The organism is Faecalimonas hominis (assembly GCF_054660755.1).
Genome location: NZ_BAAHSH010000021.1, coordinates 1 through 3,129, shown reverse-complemented (window position 1 = coordinate 3,129; position 3,129 = coordinate 1). Strand labels below are relative to the sequence as shown.

Below are 3,129 nucleotides of genomic sequence, written 5' to 3'. Positions count from 1 at the left end.
TGTACCTTCAAAACCACACACAAGAAAAATAACAACCGAATCTAACCTATTCCTGACTGGTTATGCCCTCGACCGATTAGTAACAGTCAGCTCCATGTGTTGCCACACTTCCACCTCTGCCCTATCTACCTCGTCGTCTTCAAGGGGTCTTACTAACTTGACGTTATGGGATATCTCATCTTGAGGGGGGCTTCACGCTTAGATGCCTTCAGCGTTTATCCCTTCCCGGCTTGGCTACTCTGCCATGCTCTTGGTAGAACAACAGATACACCAGCGGCCAGTCCACCCCGGTCCTCTCGTACTAAGGGCAGCTCCTCTCAAATATCCTACGCCCACGCCGGATAGGGACCGAACTGTCTCACGACGTTCTGAACCCAGCTCGCGTACCGCTTTAATGGGCGAACAGCCCAACCCTTGGGACCTACTTCAGCCCCAGGATGCGATGAGCCGACATCGAGGTGCCAAACCACTCCGTCGATGTGAACTCTTGGGAGTGATAAGCCTGTTATCCCCAGGGTAGCTTTTATCCGTTGAGCGATGGCAATCCCACTTTATACCACCGGATCACTAAGTCCTACTTTCGTACCTGCTCCACCCGTCAGTGTCGCAGTCAAGCTCCCTTCTGCCTTTGCACTCTTCGAATGGTTTCCGACCATTCTGAGGGAACCTTTGAGCGCCTCCGATACTCTTTCGGAGGCGACCGCCCCAGTCAAACTCCCCACCTGACATTGTCCCCCGACCTGATTAAGGCCGCTGGTTAGAAATCCAGTACTGCAAGGGTGGTATCCCAACAGCGACTCTGCATCTACTGGCGTAAATGCTTCCTAGTCTCCCACCTATCCTGTACATACAATACCGAATCCCAGTATCAAGCTGGAGTAAAGCTCCATGGGGTCTTTCCGTCCTGGCGCAGGTAACCAGCATCTTCACTGGTATTTCAATTTCACCGGGTGCATTGTTGAGACAGTGCCCAAATCATTACGCCTTTCGTGCGGGTCGGAACTTACCCGACAAGGAATTTCGCTACCTTAGGACCGTTATAGTTACGGCCGCCGTTTACTGGGGCTTAAGTTCAAAGCTTCGCTTGCGCTAACCTCTCCCCTTAACCTTCCAGCACCGGGCAGGCGTCAGCCCATATACTTCACCTTTCGGTTTTGCATAGACCTGTGTTTTTGCTAAACAGTTGCTTGGGCCAATTCTCTGCGGCCATATTTCTATGGCACTCCTTCTCCCGAAGTTACGGAGTCATTTTGCCGAGTTCCTTAACAATGCTTCTCCCGTCGGCCTTAGGATTCTCTCCTCATCCACCTGTGTCGGTTTACGGTACGGGTATGATACAAACAATAGCGGCTTTTCTTGACGCATGGCTCACACACTTCCCTACTTCTTTTCGGTCCGTATCACGTCTTCGGATTGTTCAGCGGATTTGCCTTCTGAACTCCTACCCCGCTTACTCCGGTCTTTCCATTCCCGGATTGTGCTTTCCTTACGTGTCCCCACAGTTCTGTTATATCATAGTACAGGAATTTCAACCTGTTATCCATCGACTACGTCTTTCGACCTCGCCTTAGGCCCCGACTTACCCAGAGCAGATCAGCTTTACTCTGGAAACCTTAGATATTCGGCCGGAAGGATTCTCACCTTCCTCTCGCTACTCATTCCGGCATTCTCTCTTCTTAAAAATCCACTGCTCCTTCCGGTACAGCTTCTTCTCTTTAAGAATGCTCCTCTACCAATTGGCATTCACCAATTCCACGGCTTCGGTAGTGTGTTTCAGCCCCGGACATTTTCGGCGCAGGACCTCTCGACTAGTGAGCTATTACGCACTCTTTGAATGTATGGCTGCTTCTAAGCCAACATCCTAGTTGTCTTCGAAATCCCACATCCTTTTCCACTTAACACACATTTTGGGACCTTAGCCGGTGGTCTGGGCTCTTTCCCTTTCGACTATCCAACTTATCTCGTATAGTCTGACTCCCATACATCATCTACGCGGCATTCGGAGTTTGATATTCTTCGGTAAGCTTTGACGCCCCCTAGGAAATTCAGTGCTCTACCTCCGCAAGACTTGTATGAGGCTAGCCCTAAAGCTATTTCGAGGAGAACCAGCTATCTCCGGGTTCGATTGGAATTTCTCCCCTACCCACACCTCATCGCCACCCTTTTCAACGGATGTGCGTTCGGTCCTCCATTGCCTTTTACGGCAACTTCAACCTGGACATGGGTAGATCACCCGGTTTCGGGTCTACTCCGACTGACTATTTCGCCCTATTAAGACTTGGTTTCCCTTCGGCTCCAGACCTTCAGTCCTTAACCTCGCCAGCCAGCGTAACTCGCCGGACCGTTCTACAAAAAGTACGCGGTTCATCTAATATTGATGTTCCACAGCTTGTAAACATATGGTTTCAGGTTCTCTTTCACTCCCCTCCCGGGGTCCTTTTCACCTTTCCTTCACAGTACTATGCGCTATCGGTCACTAAGGAGTATTTAGCCTTACGGGGTGGTCCCCGCTTATTCCCACAAGGTTTCTCGTGTCTCGTGGTACTCTGGATACTGCCATGCTCGATTGACTTTCATGTACGGGGCTTTCACCCTCTTTGGCAGGCTTTCCCAAAACCTTTCCATTAGTCTCTCTTGTCATTTCCGCAGTCCGAACCCCGACCTGCACGCAGATCGGTTTGGGCTCTTCCGCTTTCGCTCGCCGCTACTCACAGAATCGATGTTTCTTTCTCTTCCTCCGGCTACTTAGATGTTTCAGTTCACCGGGTTCCCCCTGCATGGCTATGGATTCACCATGCAGTGACGGAGGTTTGCTCCGCCGGGTTTCCCCATTCAGATATCTCCGGATCATAGGATATTTGCTCCTCCCCGAAGCTTTTCGCAGCTTATCACGTCTTTCATCGGCTCTTAGTGCCAAGGCATCCACCATACGCTCTTTCTAGCATAACCAACTCGCTTCCGTTCCGGGTAGAACTTCCGCTTCACATATCTAGCGTGATATGTGTTGGTATAGGTTTTGTTTTTTCTCTTCGTTTTCTCGAAGTGTTAATGTTTTTTAACATTACCTCGGATGTCTTATCTCTATTTCTATAAGATATTTCTTTCTTGTATGCAGTTTTCAAGGTACAT

General features: G+C 49.9%; 1 rRNA gene. It reads right to left on the bottom strand.

The features are described 5' to 3' along the window. Positions 1-56: 56 nt before the first annotated feature. A 23S ribosomal RNA gene (locus ACYQ35_RS02790) occupies positions 57-2,949 on the bottom strand. Positions 2,950-3,129 lie beyond the last annotated feature (180 nt).